The organism is Robiginitalea aestuariiviva (assembly GCF_029537735.1).
GTDB classification, from domain to species: domain Bacteria; phylum Bacteroidota; class Bacteroidia; order Flavobacteriales; family Flavobacteriaceae; genus Robiginitalea; species Robiginitalea aestuariiviva.
Genome location: NZ_JARPUQ010000002.1, coordinates 1,007,891 through 1,025,806, shown reverse-complemented (window position 1 = coordinate 1,025,806; position 17,916 = coordinate 1,007,891). Strand labels below are relative to the sequence as shown.

Annotated in this window: 18 protein-coding genes; 9 read left to right on the top strand and 9 right to left on the bottom strand. The window is 53.1% G+C overall.

Going from position 1 to position 17,916, the window contains the following annotated elements; translation table 11 throughout:
• The first annotated feature begins 67 nt into the window (after positions 1-67).
• On the top strand, positions 68-1,252 hold the full coding sequence (locus OZ410_RS11320) for a PQQ-dependent sugar dehydrogenase (protein ID WP_277708075.1): 1,185 nt from the start codon (positions 68-70) through the stop codon (positions 1,250-1,252).
• Positions 1,253-1,420: 168 nt separating this feature from the next.
• Entirely contained in the window at positions 1,421-3,526 is a 2,106-nt protein-coding gene (locus OZ410_RS11315) for an elongation factor G (RefSeq protein WP_277708074.1), read from the top strand.
• Between the two features lie 33 nt (positions 3,527-3,559).
• On the opposite strand, the gene OZ410_RS11310 is transcribed toward OZ410_RS11315, so the two are convergent.
• Positions 3,560-4,318: an HpcH/HpaI aldolase family protein gene (locus tag OZ410_RS11310; protein ID WP_277708073.1), complete on the bottom strand. Its 759-nt coding sequence runs from the start codon at positions 4,316-4,318 to the stop codon at positions 3,560-3,562.
• A gap of 131 nt (positions 4,319-4,449) precedes the next feature.
• Between OZ410_RS11310 and OZ410_RS11305 the strand changes: the two genes are divergently transcribed.
• Together OZ410_RS11305 and OZ410_RS11300 are read left to right on the top strand one after the other, a co-directional pair.
• A complete protein-coding gene (locus OZ410_RS11305; protein WP_277708072.1) occupies positions 4,450-4,902 on the top strand; it encodes a cold-shock protein in 453 nt (150 codons plus the stop codon).
• Between the two features lie 71 nt (positions 4,903-4,973).
• Positions 4,974-5,771, top strand: coding sequence for a hypothetical protein (locus OZ410_RS11300; protein WP_277708071.1), 798 nt, complete (start codon positions 4,974-4,976; stop codon positions 5,769-5,771).
• 292 nt (positions 5,772-6,063) lie between these two features.
• Here the strand turns inward: OZ410_RS11300 and OZ410_RS11295 are convergent, their stop codons facing one another.
• The 3 genes from OZ410_RS11295 to OZ410_RS11285 form a co-directional block, all read right to left on the bottom strand.
• The gene (locus tag OZ410_RS11295; protein ID WP_277708070.1) at positions 6,064-6,597 is read right to left on the bottom strand and encodes a DUF4251 domain-containing protein; all 534 of its coding nucleotides are present in this window, start codon (positions 6,595-6,597) and stop codon (positions 6,064-6,066) included.
• A gap of 75 nt (positions 6,598-6,672) precedes the next feature.
• Complete coding sequence (locus tag OZ410_RS11290) at positions 6,673-7,254, bottom strand: DUF4251 domain-containing protein (protein WP_277708069.1); 582 nt, start codon at positions 7,252-7,254, stop codon at positions 6,673-6,675.
• 74 nt (positions 7,255-7,328) lie between these two features.
• Entirely contained in the window at positions 7,329-8,963 is a 1,635-nt protein-coding gene (locus OZ410_RS11285) for a hypothetical protein (protein ID WP_277708068.1), read from the bottom strand.
• A gap of 153 nt (positions 8,964-9,116) precedes the next feature.
• Between OZ410_RS11285 and OZ410_RS11280 the strand changes: the two genes are divergently transcribed.
• Complete coding sequence (locus tag OZ410_RS11280) at positions 9,117-10,016, top strand: hypothetical protein (RefSeq protein WP_277708067.1); 900 nt, start codon at positions 9,117-9,119, stop codon at positions 10,014-10,016.
• 60 nt (positions 10,017-10,076) lie between these two features.
• Here the strand turns inward: OZ410_RS11280 and OZ410_RS11275 are convergent, their stop codons facing one another.
• Positions 10,077-10,448, bottom strand: coding sequence for a DUF7009 family protein (locus OZ410_RS11275; RefSeq protein WP_277708066.1), 372 nt, complete (start codon positions 10,446-10,448; stop codon positions 10,077-10,079).
• Positions 10,449-10,558: 110 nt separating this feature from the next.
• On the opposite strand from OZ410_RS11275, the gene OZ410_RS11270 reads away from it, so the two are divergent.
• From OZ410_RS11270 to hpf, 3 genes are all read left to right on the top strand, one after another.
• Entirely contained in the window at positions 10,559-11,761 is a 1,203-nt protein-coding gene (locus tag OZ410_RS11270; RefSeq protein WP_277708065.1) for a multidrug effflux MFS transporter, read from the top strand.
• A gap of 50 nt (positions 11,762-11,811) precedes the next feature.
• Positions 11,812-12,762 carry a TerC family protein gene (locus OZ410_RS11265; protein ID WP_277708064.1) on the top strand — a complete coding sequence of 317 codons (951 nt, stop codon included), beginning with the start codon at positions 11,812-11,814 and terminating at the stop codon, positions 12,760-12,762.
• Between the two features lie 75 nt (positions 12,763-12,837).
• Positions 12,838-13,140: a ribosome hibernation-promoting factor, HPF/YfiA family gene (hpf, locus tag OZ410_RS11260; protein ID WP_277708063.1), complete on the top strand. Its 303-nt coding sequence runs from the start codon at positions 12,838-12,840 to the stop codon at positions 13,138-13,140.
• A gap of 11 nt (positions 13,141-13,151) precedes the next feature.
• Here the strand turns inward: hpf and OZ410_RS11255 are convergent, their stop codons facing one another.
• From OZ410_RS11255 to OZ410_RS11240, 4 genes are all read right to left on the bottom strand, one after another.
• The gene (locus tag OZ410_RS11255; protein WP_277708062.1) at positions 13,152-13,379 is read right to left on the bottom strand and encodes a hypothetical protein; all 228 of its coding nucleotides are present in this window, start codon (positions 13,377-13,379) and stop codon (positions 13,152-13,154) included.
• A 248-nt stretch (positions 13,380-13,627) separates the two neighbouring features.
• Positions 13,628-14,314, bottom strand: coding sequence for a YiaD family glycine zipper/OmpA-like lipoprotein (locus tag OZ410_RS11250; RefSeq protein WP_277708061.1), 687 nt, complete (start codon positions 14,312-14,314; stop codon positions 13,628-13,630).
• Positions 14,315-14,318: 4 nt separating this feature from the next.
• The gene (locus OZ410_RS11245) at positions 14,319-14,801 is read right to left on the bottom strand and encodes a lipocalin-like domain-containing protein (protein WP_277708060.1); all 483 of its coding nucleotides are present in this window, start codon (positions 14,799-14,801) and stop codon (positions 14,319-14,321) included.
• 78 nt (positions 14,802-14,879) lie between these two features.
• Complete coding sequence (locus OZ410_RS11240) at positions 14,880-16,871, bottom strand: alpha-ketoacid dehydrogenase subunit alpha/beta (RefSeq protein ID WP_277708059.1); 1,992 nt, start codon at positions 16,869-16,871, stop codon at positions 14,880-14,882.
• A 93-nt stretch (positions 16,872-16,964) separates the two neighbouring features.
• On the opposite strand from OZ410_RS11240, the gene OZ410_RS11235 reads away from it, so the two are divergent.
• Complete coding sequence (locus tag OZ410_RS11235; RefSeq protein WP_277708058.1) at positions 16,965-17,915, top strand: isopenicillin N synthase family dioxygenase; 951 nt, start codon at positions 16,965-16,967, stop codon at positions 17,913-17,915.
• The last annotated feature ends 1 nt before the right edge of the window (position 17,916 follow it).

The window sequence follows — 17,916 nt, the reverse complement described above, 5'->3', positions numbered from 1 at the left end:
ATGGGAGGGCGATGCAATTTGGCTGAAGATTCCGTATTTTAGGGCTTCCAAAAAAAAAACACTTCTGATGATCCTCAAGCACATGCCCTTGAAATCCATGATTATGGCCCTTTTGGTTGTGGCCGTTTATTCCTGTAAAGAGAAGGAGGTGGAAGCCCCTCTGGTACAGTATGAAGAAGCCCCCAGCAACCTTCCGCTGGATCGGTTAAAGCTGCCCCCGGGGTTTCAGATTGAGGTCTACGCAGACAGTGTGGACGGTGCCCGTTCCATGGCCATGGGGGAGGACGGCACCCTGTTTGTAGGCACCCGTAACGATAAAACCGTATACGCCATTCAGGACCGGGACAAAGATTACAAGGCCGACCGCATCCTGATCCTGGATTCCACCCTGTCCGTCCCCAACGGGATCGCGTTCCGCAAGGGTTCGCTCTATGTGGCCGAGGTGGGCCGCCTGCTGCGTTACGACAGTATTGAAAGTAAACTGGAAAACCCGCCCGCCCCGGTTGTAGTCTATGACGATTACCCCACCGAATTCCACCATGGGTGGAAGTATATCGCTTTTGGGCCGGACGACAAGCTCTACGTGCCCGTGGGCGCCCCCTGCAACATCTGCGATTCGGCCGTGGCGGACCCACGATACGCCTCCATTACCCGTATGGACCCGGATGGGAGTAACCGGGAGATCGTAGCCCATGGGGTACGGAATTCTGTCGGGTTCACCTGGCACCCGCAAACCGGAGAGTTGTGGTTTACCGACAACGGACGGGACATGATGGGAGACGATATCCCGCCCTGCGAACTAAACCGCGTAAGCGAGGTGGGGCAACATTTCGGGTACCCCTTCTGTCATGGAGGGACCATTGCAGACCCGGAATACGGCGACCAGCATTCCTGTGATGAATTTGTGGCCCCAGCCCAGAACCTGGGGGCCCACGTTGCGCCCCTGGGCGTGAAATTTGCCTCCGGGGACATGTTCCCGCCCGCATACCGCAACAACCCGCTGATAGCCGAGCACGGTTCCTGGAACCGAAGCGAGAAGTCCGGATACCGGATTTCCATGGTGCGCCTGGACGGCAACACTTCGGTGGGCTATGAACCCTTCATTGAAGGCTGGCTGGACAACAAAACCCAGGAACAATTTGGACGGCCTGTGGATTTGCTCTTCCTGGAGGACGGCTCCCTGTTGATCTCGGACGATTTCGGGGACGCCATCTACCGGGTCACCTATTCGGAGCCCGTGGCTGCCCGGTAGGGCAGGGGAGCGGGTAGGGGAGCCCGCCCTGACACTTCTGGTCCCGGGTCCTGCCGATTGTGCACCGGCAGGTGAAGAATATGGGAAAATGTCATGTTTTTGGCGGCTGCTTGCGGCTACCTTTACAGGACAACCTTAACGATTCGCTAACCTTTTTCTTCCGAGACCATGAAAATATACGACGATAAGCACATCAAGAACATTGTATTTGTAGGCGCCCATAACAGTGGCAAAACGACCCTGGCGGAGACCATGCTCTTTGAAGCAGAGCTGATCAACCGCCGGGGTACAGTAGAAAACAAGAACACGGTTTCCGATTACCACGAGCTGGAACACGAGCGGGGAGCATCCGTATTTGCTACCCCCCTGCATACGGAATGGCGCAACTACAAGATCAACATCATAGACACCCCAGGCCTGGACGATTACATCGGGGAGATCCTGTCTTCCATTCGCGTGGCCGATACGGTGGTTACCGTGATCAATGCCCGCAATGGGGTGGAAGTGGGCACGGAAATTATCTGGAACTACATTGACCGGTACAACCGGCCCACCCTGTTTGTGGTGAACCAGATTGACCACCCCAACGCCAGTTTTGAAGACAGCCTGCGCGACATCCGCAACCTGGTGGGAAACAACGCTGCCCAGATTCAGTATCCCATAAAGGTAGATGGGGCACAGGGGATCATAGACGTGCTGAAAATGCGCCTCTACAAGTTCCCTCCCGAAGGCGGCAAGCCCGAAAAATTACCCATCCCGGAGGCCGAACAGGAAAAGGCCAACCGCCTGCACAACGAGCTGGTGGAAAAAGCCGCGGAAAACGACGAAGCTTTGCTGGAATTGTATTTTGAAAAAGGTACGCTCTCCGAAGACGAGATGCGGCAAGGCATCAAGGCCGGAATGCTTCATCATGAACTCTTCCCCGTCTTCTGTATGTCCGCCCTTCAGGATATGGGCAGCGGCAGGCTGATGGGCTTTATCGACAATGTAGCCCCTGCAGCGGCCGAACTGAAACCGGAACAAAGCATGGAGGGCAACCCGGTGGAGCCCACCGCAGAGGCCCCCACAGCCCTTTTTGTCTTTAAAACGCTGCAACAACCCAATGTGGGCCAGGTCACTTTCTTTAAGGTGAAGTCCGGGGCGGTTAAGTTGAACGACAAGCTGGTGAATTCCCGTACCGGGGAAGCCGAGACCCTGAACCAGCTCTTTATCATGGACGGTAAGAAACGCCTTGCGGTGAATCAACTTATGGTGGGCGATATCGGGGCAACCCTGAAGCTAAAGGATACCGAGACCAATGATACCCTGCATGCAGAATCACACCCGGTAACCATCCGCCCAATTGCCTATCCGCAACCCCGCACCAAAAAAGCCGTTTTTGCCACCCAGCAAAGCGACGAGGAAAAACTCACGGATGCCCTGAAGAAAATCCACAGCCAGGACCCCACCGTAACCATACAGTATTCCAGCGAGCTCAAGCAACAAATCCTGGGGTGCCAGGGAGAACTCCACCTGGCCAACATTAAATGGATGCTGGAAAATATCTATGGCCTGGAGGCGCGATTTGAAGCCCCGAAAATTGCGTATCGGGAAACCATAAACCGTTCTTCCACTTCCAGTTACCGCCATAAGAAACAATCCGGCGGGGCAGGGCAGTTTGCGGAGGTCCATATGAAAATCGAACCCTGGTTTGAAGGCATGCCCGAACCCGAAGGCTTCAGCCTCAGGGGCAAGGAGGAAATTGACCTGTCCTGGGGCGGTAAACTGGTATTCTACAACTGCATTGTGGGCGGAGTTATAGACCAACGCTACCTGCCGTCCATTAAAAAGGGTATCCTGGAGGTGATGGAATCCGGCCCGCTTACCGGATCCTACATCCGGGATGTACGGGTGATGGTGTACGACGGGAAAATGCACTCCGTAGACTCCAACGATATCTCTTTTAAAATCGCAGGCGCACACGCCTTTAAGGAAGCTTTCCTGAATGCCGCGCCCAAATTGCTGGAGCCCATCCACCAGCTTACGGTAAAGGTGCCGGAAGACATGATGGGCGGGGTGATGACGGACCTGCAAAGCCGGCGGTCGCTGATCCTGGGGATGGAAAACAAAGACCACTTCCAGATCCTGAAATGCGCCACCCCCGAGGCGGAGTTATACGGATATTCCACCAGCCTGCGCTCCCTGACCCAGGGCAAGGCTACCTTTGCCAGCGCTTTTGAATCCTATGAGGTAGTGCCGGACAACATCCAAAAGGAGCTGACCAAAGCCACATAGACGCCCTAAAACAGTGTGTTACAAGCGCAGCGCTTATTCGGATGAACCCCTGAGCTCTCCGAGCAGGCGCTGCGCTCCGTTTTGGATCAGGGCCGTGTCTATGCCGCAGGCCAGCAGGCGGAAGCCCATGGCTTCATATGCCCGGGTAGCCTCCGGATCTGTGGAGAAAATGCCCAGGGCTGTGCCCGGGGCCTTTAAACAGGCTATGGAAGCAATGGTTTCCCGGATGCGGGCATGGGATACCTGCCCCGGGAGGCCCATGTCCATGGATAGGTCGTAAGGCCCAATAAATAAAGCGTCTACTCCGTCTACGGCCGCAATTTCAGCTGCATTTTGGGCCCCGGCGGCATCCTCGATCTGCACAATACAGGCAATATGGTCATTTGCAGCCTCCAGGTATGGGGCAAAATCCTTCCCGTACCCGGCGGCCCGGCCCAGGCCCACACCCCGGCGCCCCTGAGGGGGGTACTTGCAAAGGGAAACGGCATGCCGGGCTTCTCCCGGGGTGGACACCATGGGGAAGATCACCGCTTCGGCCCCGGCATCCAGCACCTTGGAAACATAGGTCTTGGTGGCTTCGGGCACACGTACGGCCACCAGGCAGGACCCGGACACGGCGCGGATCAGGTGCTGCAGGGTCTCAAAATCGATCAGGGAGTGTTCCATGTCCAGGAACATCCAGTCAAACCCGGCCCCGGACACCATTTCCACCAGTTCCGGGGAAGGCAGGGTCATCAGTACGCCATGCAGGGGCTCGTCGGTGTGGAGGGCTTTGCGAAAGGATTTGATCATGGTTTCGGCGGATTATTGCGGCTGTGGTAAGGAAGTGTAAAATAAGCATGACGGGGGAAATCAATACGCTTTATTGCCAAAAAATCGTCATTGGTCATAAAAACTCATACCTTCACGGCACAATATTTTTCATGGCGAGATCACAAGACTCCTTTGGCAAAAGGGAAAAAGAGAAGAAGCGACAAAAAAAACGCGAAGAAAAGCAAAAGAAGAAAGAGGCCCGAAGGGCTGAAGCCAGCGAGGGGGAGGGCGGAATTCCGTTCGCCTATGTAGATGCCTATGGCAACCTCACGGACACCCCTCCGGATCCGTCTGAAAAAATCAAGGTCAAGGCCGAGGACATTGTCCTTGGAATCCCCCAAAAAGAGGAGGAAGAAATTGACCCCATCCACACCGGCAAAGTCGCCTTTTTTGATGCTTCCAAAGGGTACGGCTTCATCACGGACAGCGAAACCCAGGAGCGCTATTTTGTGCACGTTACCGGCCTGCTGGACGAAATCCACGAGGACGACAAGGTGCAGTTTGAATTGGAAAAAGGCCCCAAAGGCTGGAATGCGGTGCGGGTGAAAAAGCAGGTTTTATAAGCAAAGCGCTACACGGAAAACTATACCTGCCCGTCCTAAAACCTGAATGGGTTCCCAACCTGAGATAAAGGATGAAATGGATTTATTTTAATATCATTTTACTGCTTATTCAAGTATGTTTTGGTCAAGATTTAAAGAGAGACACCCTCTTCTTTGAGTATGATCCAGATTATATTCTGGATGGAGATATTATTCCAAATAACCGAGATCAACTTTTACTTAAAGTCTTCAAACTGCAAAAAAAAAGTGAATATGAAGGATACATCTATCTCTTAAAAGACACTATTAAGGTTGGATATAAACCAGAAAACGTTCTATCCCTAAAAGAGACGATAGAAAATAAGAAATATTACTTTGATGGGCCTTTTAACAGATTAGTAAACAAGAATAAATTAGAATCAAAATTACTTGATAAGTATCAAGTAATTTTCGTCCGCAATGATTCCTTTATAATTCCTAAATATATTCAGTACAACACATTCTACCCGAAAGGAAAGGGCTTCAACTATGTTGATAAGAGACAAAAGGACACCCTGGTTTTTCAATTTGAAGAACACAGATGGAATACCTCTTTTGAACCTGAATATGGCAAACAAATCTTTACTCTCACCGATAAAACCAGAAAAGGGGGTTTATATTTTAGTGTAAAAGATAAATTAACCGATAGAGAATTTAGCTCTTTAGAGATTTCGGAGGATGCGTTTATAAATGATATTGAAGAATATATAGCGTATCAAAAAAATACTTCAAAAGGTTTAAAATATGCTTATTATAATGAGCAAATAGCCTACTATTTTGAACATTACGAGGTTTATCTAAGAATGGGAGAATATTACTTTAAGCTTGATCCAGTTACCTATGAATATTAATTCATTTGATATTATCTGAATGAATATTTAGATTTTATTGCTCAGTGATAATAAACTATAAATTATAGCGAAACAACTACCCAAACGCAACGTTGCATGCACTCTGACATTAAAAGAGTTAGCTTATTCCACCCGGATTATTTATCAAGGAGGTTTTACGATCTTAGGACTTTATGGTTAATTGGATTAGAAAGGCACGATACGAAGCTTTTTTTATACCATGTATTTGTATCATAATTTATATTATGTCAAATTATAATATAAAAAGCCCCCAGGTTAACAGAGTTCATACTTATAACAAAAGACTACTTACCTTCCCCCTATATCCGGTGATCATACGTCTTTGAGCGCTCCGCACATTCATATAAGCCGTCTGATCCGGTAATACGTGCAACTCAAAGCGCAGGCGTTCGGTAAGGTTCCAAACATCAAACTGCAGTGTAAACTCCCGGGGATCCTTATAGCGCTTATACTCCAGATTCTCCAAAAATTTGTTTTCGATCGTAATTTCCGGCTTTTGGTAAACGTCGGGGAAAAGTTGCTTGCCGGCATAATGCGGCAATATGGCTGTTACCTGGTCCCCATGTATTTGCAGATAAAATCCTGCCTTTCTGAAATCCCCGATTTGAGAACCAAACCCAGGGGTTCCCAGGGACCTGATCAGTGCGCTCTCAGACGAATCTTCAATTTCAAAGGCGATGCGCAGTGGCGCCTCAATCACAGTAACCCCTTGATCCACCTCTGCAACAAGGTTGCCGGCAGGCTGGCAACCTGCTATCCACAAACAAACCACAAGACTTCCTAAAATTCCGATTATACCTTTCATCACGATGCGCTAAGTGGGATAATGGAATATAAGGTATGAAAAAAACAGCAAAATACTGATTGTCAAAATCCTAAATTAATTGGGGGCGTCGAATCGATGGGTTCCCTTAAAGCGTATCACATCCCGCTGCGGGCTGTAGACGGAAACCATCATATTTCCGGAAGGTTGCAGGTCCACCAGAAACCGGAAGCGTTCAAAACCGTTGCGGGCAAAGAATTCCAGGGTGGTTCCCCGGTCTGTGTTCCTGGAATCGAAGGCTTCCATAACATTATCCACTTCTATGGCGCCCCGGTCACCCGGCTGAGCCATATTGTACCGCCTTCCAAAGTATGGCAGGAATGACCGCACCGAATCCCCGTGGATTTTCAGGAAATACTGCTCCCCTTGCAGGTTAATGCTGGCTACGGAATTACCCCTTACCTGCGTAAACCCCATATTGGCTGCCTGTATGTATTCCTGGGACGCCGTGGGTAAGGCATAACGGGCATCGAAATAAATTTCACGGCCGGCCACCAGGGCGTCCAGTGTCTCCCGCTGTTCTGCCGTAAGAGATCGGGGCGTACTACAACCCGTATTGGCTGCCATCAGCACCCAGACAATGCCGAGTACCCAACCCCCGTAGCACAGGAAGAAAATCTGGTTTTTCCGAAGCTTCATACCTTCTAAGGTAACTGCTCCCCTTTGTTTTTATTGCCAATTTCCTGCCAATTCACATCTTTTTAAGAGATCGTTTACCCGCCTTGAATCAGGGCTTCCGCCTCTTCCTTTTGGGTGGCATCCAGCCCCAGGGTTAACGCCTTTTCAGCACTAATAACGGCTTGCTCCCGGTTGCCCAGCGCGTTAAAAATGCGGGCCCGGGTAAGCCAGGCGCTTGCAGACTCAGGAAAGAAGGAAACCAGCATTTCAGAAACAAAATAAGATTCCTGTAACAAGTTGTCTTTTAATAGCCTATTTGATATCATATCAAACTCTGCTTCAAAGTCGAAGTAGGCGTAATTCGGATCTGCAATCATCCGTGCCGCCTCGGATTTTACCTGTTCTATCTCCCCGGCATTAAACAGCTTGGTCAGATGCGCCATGGGGTCTCCTATAAAGGTTGAGTCCCGGAAAGCGAGGGCGGCTTCCAGGGCCGGGTCCTGATTGTTTTGATACTGCTTAAAGGTTAGGCCGGCAGGAAGCTGGGGCGCCAGCCAGTCTGCGTTCTCCCATTGGGGTTTGTCCTGCCACCAGGCATAAGACACATAGGCATGCAGCCCGGAATTGGGCAGGGTAAGCGGCCGGTTATCGCCATAAAAATTAATGTTTTCGGCTGTGGGTTCCCCTACAAAAACCGCATGGGTATAATTATGGATCTCGTTTACCAGGTTCTGGCAGGCCGAAAAGGTCCTGCGGCCGATAATTACCATTAATTTTCCGGGTTTATTGACCCGGGAGCGAATCAGGCCGGTTACAATCGGTTTGTTTTTGTAGTTGTTCCCTCCCCCGTTCAGGCGCACATCCAGGATGAGCTTCTCTACCTGGTGCTGCTCCACAAAATCGAAGACCTCCCGGTAAAAAGCCGGGATGGTTTGCAGGGAATCGTCCTGGATCTGGCTGTGGCGGACGTACACCGTATTTTCCCCGGGCAGGTACTGGTAGTAATAAATCCGATCCAGGTGTTTGAGGTACAACGGGGTGTTTGCAGTGTCGCGCGCAGATACCCAGTCCGCCCCCGGTTTTACCCGTCCGTACCGGGTGGGAATGCGAAAGGCAGGCACCGCTTTAACTGATGCCTGCAAGGTATTCCCGTCCTTCTCCAGCGTCAGGGTAATTTCCTGCTGTAACCGGGGCAGGACGCCCTGGGCATGGAGGAATTCCGGAAAGGTGAGGTAATGGATGCCGTAGGCCTTTACAAACATCTCGTTTTCCGCGGGTACCACCGGCCGCATCCGCTCCAGGACTTCGGCTACTGGCATGCCTTCAATCGCGGTTAGGCGCGCGCCCGCCAGGGAGGCATAATCACGATGCACCCCTTCCAGGTAAATGCCGTCGTCGAACTGGTAAAGCACCAGGGGCAACTGGTGGTAAGGCACCTTCCCTTCCCAGTACCCCAAAATGGTATGCCCATAGCCAAACCCGGCTACCAGCCGCGCCAGGCCCACCATGACCTCATGGGCTTCCATATCCGGGATCGCCTGCCGCAGGGCTGCAACCCGGGTATCAAAATCCGAAGGGGTGATTTTTTTAAAGAGAAAGGGATACTCCTGATGCAGGGTTGCCTGCAAATGGTCAAGGTCCTGTTGCCATTGTTCCGGGGTTAGGGTTTCCTGGGCCTGCAGGCCGCTTGTCAGCAGCAAGCATAGCGCCCCAACCCAGATGGATTTCATATACATTTCTTGCGTTTTTTGATGGATGTGCCCTATTAGATCGGATTTTCGGGGGTTCGTTACACTTAAAAGGGGTTTTTATCGCGGGGGCGGGCCTCATTTCTCGATGTGGGCACTCCAAATTTGAAGTATCTTCGCTCCAGAAATGCGCTCATGAAGCCACTGCCCTTTTTGTTGCTGCTGCTGCCTTTATGGCTTTCGGGCCAATCCTATGTGGACCTGCTGAAAATTGGATATGGCTATTCCCCGGAAACCGCTTTTGAAGACGACAACCTGCAGACCGGGATCACCTTTGCGGATTACGATTTGCTTCTCCCGATCCCCTTAGGGGGTCGCACTACCCTGCTCACTGGCAGCACAGGGGCTTATAACCGGCTGCAGCCCGACCCGGGCAGCCCTGAACTCAAGTTGTATTCGGCAGCCCTGTATCTTGGGCTGAACCTCACACACCGCAATGGGTGGACATCTACCCACATGCTGCTACCCCGCCTGGCTTCGGCATTCGATAACGGACGGGCCCAATGGCAGTGGGGCACCCTGCAGTTACTGGAGCGCAAACGCGGAGACCGCCAGACCCTGGGTTTCGGATTTTATTTGAACACGGAAGAGTACGGGGTGATGTGGGTTCCCCTGCTAACCTACTATTTGCACCATCCGCAGGACGCCTGGGAAGTACGACTCCTGTTTCCTTCCCGGGGGGATTTTAACGTCCGCCTGAGCGAGCGCTGGCGTGCCGGCACCTCCTTTGACGCTTTAGGAAGCTCCTTTCCCATTGAAACCCCGGAATTCGGGCCGGCTTATGTGCAACGCATCTCCAACGACCTGAGCCTGTACCTGCAGCACCACTTCTCCCCCTCCCTTTTGATCGGGTTTAAGGCCGGCTACAGTATTGCCCGATCCTATCGGGTTTACGGTGCCGAGGACACGGTTAAAATCTCCATCGCCAATATTTTTTTCGACGACCCGCGCAGCAGCCTAAACCAGTCCGTTCGCTCCGGCCTGCTTTTTCAATTCAGGCTTACCTACCGGTTTCATCTCCCCACTTCGGAGTAACCCGGCCCCACACTGGCCTGGACATTTCTCCCGCCGGTTCCTCATACACGAATGTATAGCTTAGAAGTTTCCCGCTTTAGGGTTGGGAAACTGATCCTGCTGCCCGGAAGGATCCCGGTCCAGGCAGACGAAATCTTTTTCGATAAGCAAATACAATGGACCCCCTGTTTCCAGTACCAGATTATGTTCGAACCCAACCTGGGGCGAATCCGCCCAGGCCAGGGCCCAGTCTTCCGGCAAGGTTACCGTGATCCCCAGCTTTGTCAGACGTGCCCCCAGACGTGAAGCACCCGCAGCCGGTTCCAGGGCGTATTGCCATAAGCCCTCCGGAAAGGCCACGGTTCCCCGAACTGCCTTGCCCTGCGCCAACTCCTCTACCTCAGAGCGCCTGAGCCGTAGCCTGACGCTATTTCCTTCCATCCGAATTTTCATATCCCTTCCTTTTTCCTAAAGATACGATTTCCGGGCGTCGAATGCAGGCGCCTACCCCGGGGATTTGCCCTATCTTTGCCCCTCCCCGGCCATCAAGCCCGATCCCCTGTATGGAAACAACCCGCCGCAACCACACTGAATTCATTGCCCTGATGGCAGCCTTGATGTCCATTGTAGCCCTGGCACTGGATGCGCTGCTCCCTGCCCTGGATATCATTGGGGTGGCCATTGGCAACCAGGACCCGGCAAACAATCAGTTGCTGATCACTTTGTTTTTCCTGGGTATGGGCACGGGGCCCCTGCTGTTCGGCCCGGTATCCGACAGCGTGGGTCGCAAACCAATTGTCTATATCGGGTTTGCCTTATTCGTTGGGGCAAGCGCCATATGCGTGGCGGCGCGCAGCCTGGAATGGATGATCGTAGGCCGGATCCTGCAGGGCATGTCCCTTTCGGCCCCGCGGACCATCAGCATTGCGATGATACGGGATCGGTTCAGCGGGGACTATATGGCTCGCATCATGTCTTTTGTGACCGTGGTATTTATCCTGGTCCCTATCGTGGCCCCGGCCTTTGGCAAACTGGTTCTGGATTACCTGGGCTGGGAGGCCATCTTCTATGTGCAGGTAGGCTTTAGCGTGCTGGTCGCCCTTTGGTTCTGGAAACGGCAGCCCGAAACCCTGCCCCAGCGCAACCGCACCGGGTTTAAGGCCGTAATGATTCTGAAGGGCTTCCGGGAGGTACTGGGATACCGAAGGACCATGATCTTTACCTATATCTGGGGGTTGGTCACCGGGTCTTTCCTGGTTTACCTGAGTACCTCCCAGCAAATCTTCGAAACCCAGTATGGAGTCCCGGATTTGTTTCCCTACCTGTTTGCAGGCCTGGCCATCACCATCGGTTCGGCTACCTTCCTGAATGGCACCCTGGTACTCCGGTTCGGAATGCGCAGGCTCATTACGGTTTCCCTGGTCGTTTATACGCTAATCCCCCTGGCCTACTGGCTGCTGTTTCCCGGAGGTGACAACCCCCAGGTGTGGATCCTGATGGTCTTTCTGGCCCTGCAATTCTTTGCGGTAGGGTTCCTGTTCGGGAACCTCCGTTCCATGGCGATGGAGCCGCTGGGGCATATTGCCGGGATCGGGGCTGCAGTTACCGGTTTTATCGCAACCATCATGTCCGTGGTGATCAGCACCTGGATCGGGCGCTTTGTGGAGGGCTCCGTCCTGCCGCTGTTCCTGGGGTTCCTGGCCTGCGGGGCCACCGCCCTGCTCCTGCTGGGCTATAGCAATTATCGCCTTCGTGCGGCACGATAAGCGGTTACAACCCCCAGGTTCCTTATCTTTGTAGAAAAGCAAAATTCCCCATGTGGATCTGGATTGGCTTTATTGCCATTATCACGGTATTCCTGGCCCTGGACCTGGGCGTTTTCCACAAACACGACCACGAAATCCGCTCTAAGGAAGCCGCCGGTTGGACTGCGGTTTGGGTAAGCATTGCCCTCGGTTTCAGCGCCGCCATTTACGGCTTATTCCAGGGAGGCTATGTGGAAAACCCAACCGGGCTTACCCCGGGTGATGCCACCCTGAAATATATTACGGGCTATCTGATTGAACTCTCCCTGAGCATCGACAATGTCTTTGTGATTGCCGTAATCTTCAAGGCCTTTGCCATCCCGCCCAAATTCCAGCACCGGGTGCTGTTCTGGGGCATCCTGGGTGCCATTGTCTTCCGCGGGTTGATGATCCTCTTCGGGGTGGCACTAATCAACCGTTTTGACTGGATCATTTATGTTTTCGGGGCCTTCCTGCTCTATACGGCATACCGGATGCTGCATTCGGAAAACCACCAGTTCAATCCCCAAAAATCCTGGGTTTTCCGGCAACTGAAGCGCATTTTCCCAATCACTACCACCCTGAACGGTCACGATTTCTTTGTGCGCCGGATGGGGCTTTATGCGGCCACCCCCCTGTTTGTGGCCCTGGTGATCATTGAGCTCACGGACATCCTCTTTGCCCTGGACAGTATCCCGGCCATCCTGGCCATCACGGCAGACCCGTTTATTGTATTTTCCTCCAACATCCTGGCCATCCTTGGGCTGCGCTCCATGTATTTCCTGATTTCCAGGATGTTGCAGAAATTCCGATATATCAATTACAGCCTGGTGGTGATCCTGGCTTTTGTGGGCCTGAAGATGATCTTCTCCCACCAGGTGGTCCTGCCGGAATGGATTTCCCTTTCCGTAATTACCGTATCCCTGGCCGCAGGTATCCTTTTTTCCGTGTACCTGCCTAAAAAATCAGGACCAACCTCATGAGAAACCGGTACAATGAGGATTATCATACCCATACCCAAAACCTTTGCCCTATATTTAGGGAGTAAATAGTAGCATATGGACATCAACTTCGAATACAACCAGGTAAAAGCCAGTGCCCGCCTCGAGATCATGGCCGGGCAGCGTTTGGAGAAACTCGCCCAGAAATACGACTTCATTGTTCGGGCAGACGTGTTCTTCAAAAAGGAAAATACCTCGGACCCGGACACCGGAATGATATGCAACATCCGCCTGAGCCTTCCCGGGCCGCGCCTGTTTGCCGAAGCTTCCAACGGCAATTTTGAAGCCTCCATTGCAGAAGCCAGTGACGATTTGGAACGGCAGCTCCGTAAGCGTAAAGAACGCTTGAAATCACATTAAGTTATAGCTTATTATTCAGGGGGTTCGCTCTCCATGGTGAGATCTGCATACAAGTGATCCCAGTGCGCTCCTGAAGGTTTCAGATATAGCTCCCGCAAGAGGCGCAATTTCTTTTTGCGAGACAATTGCAGGGTGTCCAGCATGGCCCGTCGCTCCCGGATAAGGGCCAGGCGATCCTGCTTCATTTCGCTGCGCTCAGTGGCCGGAACCACCAGGTCCGGTGCGTATTGCGCCAGCACCGTATGGGTTTTTACTTTGGGGGGCTGAGGCGGGGTGCTCCCTGACTGTGCGAGAACACCGTTAACCCCCAACAGGAAACATCCGAGTAACGGCATTCCCATGAGAAGGAACCTTTTCATTGTCGTATAGTGTACCTGGTAAAGTACAGCCGTTTTCGACTAAAGGTCCTATTTTGCCGGTGTGCAGGATATTTATCCGATAAAATGCACCGGGGCAAAAAAATCCCGGCCGAAGCCGGGATATATCATCAATTGCCCGTTTCCTGCCGGGCTTCCTCTTTCAACGCCTCGCTGGCGATGATCCCGAGTTCCACCCTGCGGTTCTTGGCTTTGCCTTCCGGGGTACTGTTATCTGCCCTGGGCTGAGTTTCCCCGTACCATTTCACCGTAAAACGGCTGGCGTCCACACCCTGCCCAATCAGGTAGTTGGCCACAGATTGCGCCCTGCGGCGGCTCAGATCCATATTGTATTCCTCCGGGCCGGCACTGTCGGTATGGCCCTCGATCAGGATAATGGTCTTGGGGTATTCCTGGAAAATACCGGCCAGGCGTTGCAGGGTTTCCCCTGAGGTGCCTTTCACTTCATCCTTATTGGTGTCGAAATACACCCCGGCTTCTTCAGTGAAGGTCACGTTAATCCCCTCCCCTACACGGGTAACTTCGGCCCCGGGAACTTCTTCTTCGATCCGCTCGGCCTGCCGGTCCATGCGGTCACCGATATAACCGCCGGCCACGCCGCCAACCACACCACCGATAATGGCGCCCAGCACGGTATTGCCCTTGCCGACATTATTCCCGATGACGCCGCCTACCACGGCCCCGCCTGAGGCCCCGATTACAGCGCCTTTCTGTTTGTTGTTTGCATTTTTAATCGCATTACAGCCCAGCATCAATACCAGCGCCAGGCCCATGCTCAAAATCTTTAATCCTTTCATGCCTTTATTTTTTGTTGAAGGTGTATACAATGGTTATGGGGGCTCCGTCTACCTGCACATTAGAACTCAATTGCATGGTTTCCGCCGTAAGGGATTCAATATTGAGGCGATACCCTGTGCCCCCGCCAATATCTTTGCGGTTTTCGTCGATAAACTTAAACTGGAAGATGGGCTTGTAGCTTTCCGGCCGCTCGATCACCGACCAACGGAAGAAGCGGTCGCCCCCCTGGCAGAGGCTGCCCTGGGTGATGGTATAACGCCCGGTAGAGTTGTTGTCCCGGAAAAACCACTCGCTGTCTTCGAAGCAGATGGCATCTGCGTCATCGAACAGGGTGGCCTGAAAAGCCCCGGTATTGTTTTGGTAACGGACGTCGGTAAGGTTCCAGGTTCCGCTGATCAGGTTGCGCTGTGCGCGTACAGACTTGCTGATGGAGCAGCCTTGCAGCACCAGGGCCAGCATCAGGAACCCGTAAATGGCATGTTTCATAGTTACGGTTTTTGGTTCTGCCCCTATATACGAGGCCGGAGGGTGTTTCGGTTTGCGCGGGGTAGGAATTTTCCGGTTTTAATAGGCCCGTAAGGCCTCCATGGCCTCTTGCAGCCGCTGCTTGGGCAGGTATCCGGCTTCCAGGCTACGGGCAAAGGGAATGGGGGTCTCCAGGCTGCCCACCACCTTAACCGGCCCGTCCAGGTATTCAAAGCAGGTGTCCGCAATACGCGCCGCCAGGTCCGAGCCAACTCCGCCAAACAGGCTGTCTTCCTGTAGGATTAACACTTTGCCGGTTTTTTTGACCGAGTCGAAGACGGCGTCCCAATCCAGGGGGCAAAGCGTCCGCAAATCCAGGAGGTCCACATCTTCCAGGCCTTGCTGGTCCAGGAGTTCCAGGGCCCAGTGGACACCGGCCCCGTACGTAATCAGAGACAACCCTTCCCCCTGACGCAGCACATTGGCCTTCCCAAAGGGCAGGTTGTAATACGATTCGGGCACCGGGCCATAAACCGATCGATAGAGGGCCTTGTGTTCAAAAAACAACACCGGGTTGGGGTCTTCCACGGCGGTTGCCAGCAATCCTTTGGCGTCGTAGGGAAAGGCTGGATAAGCCACTTTCAGGCCCGGCACCTTGGTAAACCAGGCCTCGTTGGTCTGGGAGTGGAAGGGCCCCGCCCCAACCCCTGCCCCGCAGGGCATGCGCACCACCACATCCGCAGGTTGCCCCCAGCGGTAATGGACCTTGGCCAGGTAATTGACAATGGGATTAAACCCGGAACTTACAAAGTCAGCAAACTGCATTTCCACCACAGCCTTCATCCCTTTTATGGACAAGCCCATGGCCGCCGATACCACTCCGGATTCACAGATGGGGGTATTGCGCACCCGGTCCTTTCCAAAGGCTTCGGCAAAGCCCTCGGTAACCTTGAATACCCCACCGTAATCGGCGATATCCTGCCCCATGACTACGAGGTTGTCATGCCTTTCCATGGCTTGCCTCAACCCTTGGGACACCGCATCTACCAGCCGGATTTCCTGAGTGTTTTTTGCGGGTTTAATTTCTTGATATACAAATTTTTGAAATACATCATTTAATTCAATGCTTTCTTCGAATTCTACAGGGGATTCGGCATAAGCAGCATCCAGGGCCTCCTGGATTTCGGCCTGAATTTCCTTTTTGTAACGCACCTCCAACACCTCGGTAAGCACCCCTTCGCCTCGCAGGTAGGCCGCGTAGTTTTCCAGGGGGTCCCTCAGGGCCCAATGGTCCATGAGTTCCTGGGGGACGTACTTGGTGCCGCTGGCTTCTTCGTGCCCCCGCATCCGGAAGGTTTTGAATTCCAGCAACACCGGCCTGGGATTTTGAGCTACGTCTTCTGCCAGGGCTTTCACCCGGGTATAAACCTCCAGGACATTGTTGCCTTCAATAATATGCGATTCCATCCCGTAACCCGGACCCCGGTCCGCGAGGTGTTCACAACGGTATTGCTCGGACACGGGCGTGGAAAGACCATAGCCGTTGTTTTCGATGCAGAAAAGCACCGGCAGATCCCAGACGGAGGCCAGGTTCAGGGCTTCGTGAAAATCCCCTTCACTGGTGGCGCCCTCGCCTGTAAAAACTGCAGTTACCCGGCCCGTACCCTGCAGGGCCTCGGCCAGGGCAATCCCGTCTGCCACCCCCAATTGGGGCCCAAGGTGGGAAATCATCCCGACAATGCGATGTTCCTGTGTGCCAAAGTGGAAACTCCGGTCCCGCCCGCGGGTAAACCCGGCAGCCTTGCCCTGCCATTGGGCAAACAACCGGTACAAGGGTACATTGCGGGTAGTAAAAACCCCCAGATTGCGGTGCATGGGTAAAATATAGGCCTCCGGGTCCAGCGCCTGGGCAACCCCTACCGAAATAGCCTCCTGCCCTATCCCGCTGAACCATTTGGAAATCTTACCCTGCCGCAGCAGGATCAGCATTTTTTCCTCGATTAACCGGGGCTTGAGCATTCCCCGGTATAAGAGAAGCATCTCCTCTTTTGAAAGGTCGTATTCCGTGAAATCCAGAAGGGGTTTGGACATGGTCAGGGCGTTGAATTGCGGTACACAAATCTACATATTCGGCCGGAAGGTGGCCCCATTTTTTTTAACTTTGGGCCGCTAACATCCTTTCACATGAACCATATACCCAGCGTCGATTTGAGGGACTTCACCTCCGGCGACCCCAAGCGCAAGCAGCAGTTTGTAGAAGAAATCGGCAACGCCTTTGAGCAAATCGGCTTTGTGGCCCTGCGGGGGCATTTCCTGTCGGACGAACTGGTAGACCGGCTTTACGCCCAGGTCAAGGCCTTTTTTGACCTCCCAGAAGACGTAAAGGCCAAATATGAAATCGAAGGAATTGGGGGCCAGCGGGGGTACACCTCCTTTGGAAAAGAGCACGCCAAAGGGCGTTCTGCAGGCGACCTGAAAGAGTTCTGGCATTTCGGGCAGTACGTGGAAAACAACCCCGCCCTGGAAGCTGAATACCCCGATAATGTTTTTGTGGAAGAGCTGCCTGCATTCAACCGCGCCGGGAAGGAAGCCTACAAGATGCTGGAGAAAACGGCCAAATATGTGTTGCGCGGCCTGGCCCTGCGCCTGGAGCTGCCCGAGGAGTATTTTGACCCGTACATCCTCAATGGGAATTCCATCCTGCGCCCCATCCACTACCCGCCCATTACCGAAGAGCCGAAGGATGCCGTGCGGGCGGCAGCCCACGGGGATATCAACCTGATTACCCTGCTCATGGGGGCCCACGGGAAAGGGCTGCAGGTACAGAACCACGAAGGGGAGTGGATCGATGCCATTGCAGAGCCGGACCAGCTCATGATCAATGTGGGAGATATGCTCTCACGCCTTTCCAACAACCGCCTGAAATCCACCATCCACCAGGTGGTAAACCCACCCCGGGAACTTTGGGGTACTTCCCGGTATTCCATCCCTTTCTTTATGCACCCGGTAAGCGACATGCCCCTGGATTGCCTGGAGCACTGCGTGGACGCCGAACACCCCAGGTTATATGAAGATATTACCGCCGGGGAATTCCTGCACGAACGCCTGATTGAATTGGGGTTGATTAAAGGATAAC